Annotated in this window: 1 tRNA gene; it reads left to right on the top strand. The window is 51.4% G+C overall.

Features of this window, described 5'->3' with window-relative positions:
* Positions 1 to 115 precede the first annotated feature (115 nt).
* Positions 116 to 191, top strand: a tRNA-Asn gene (locus A3751_RS21475).
* Positions 192 to 572: the final 381 nt, after the last annotated feature.

Raw genomic sequence — 572 nt, 5'->3', positions numbered from 1 at the left:
TTTCGCTACCAGCATGGAGACCTTAGAAGCAGCCGTTGCAAGAATTAAGAAAGTTCTTGGATAAGCACTTGACCAAGGCGCGCTAGCTAATTAAGACACGCGCCTCTTTTGAGATTCCCCGATAGCTCAGTTGGTAGAGCAACGGACTGTTAATCCGTGGGTCGCTGGTTCGAGCCCAGCTCGGGGAGCCAATCTCAACACCCCTCTTTGTATACAACGAATCCGTGGCAAACTCGATGACTTTGCCTAGTTCGAGCCCAGCTCGGGGAGCCAATCTCAACACCCCTCTTTGTATACAACGAATCCGTGGCAAACTCGATGACTTTGCCTAGCTCGAGCACAGCTCGGGGAGCCAATCTCAACACCCCTCTTTGTATACAACGAATCCGTGGCAAACTCGATGACTTTGCCTAGNTCGAGCNCAGCTCGGGGAGCCAATCTCAACACCCCTCTTTGTATACAACGAATCCGTGGCAAACTCGATGACTTTGCCTAGCTCGAGCACAGCTCGGGGAGCCAATCTCAACACCCCTCTTTGTATACAACGAATCCGTGGCAAACTCGATGACTTT

This window comes from Oleiphilus sp. HI0080, from assembly GCF_001635135.1.
Note: the sequence above shows the minus strand (reverse complement) of the source record. Positions and strands in the feature narration are given on the sequence as shown.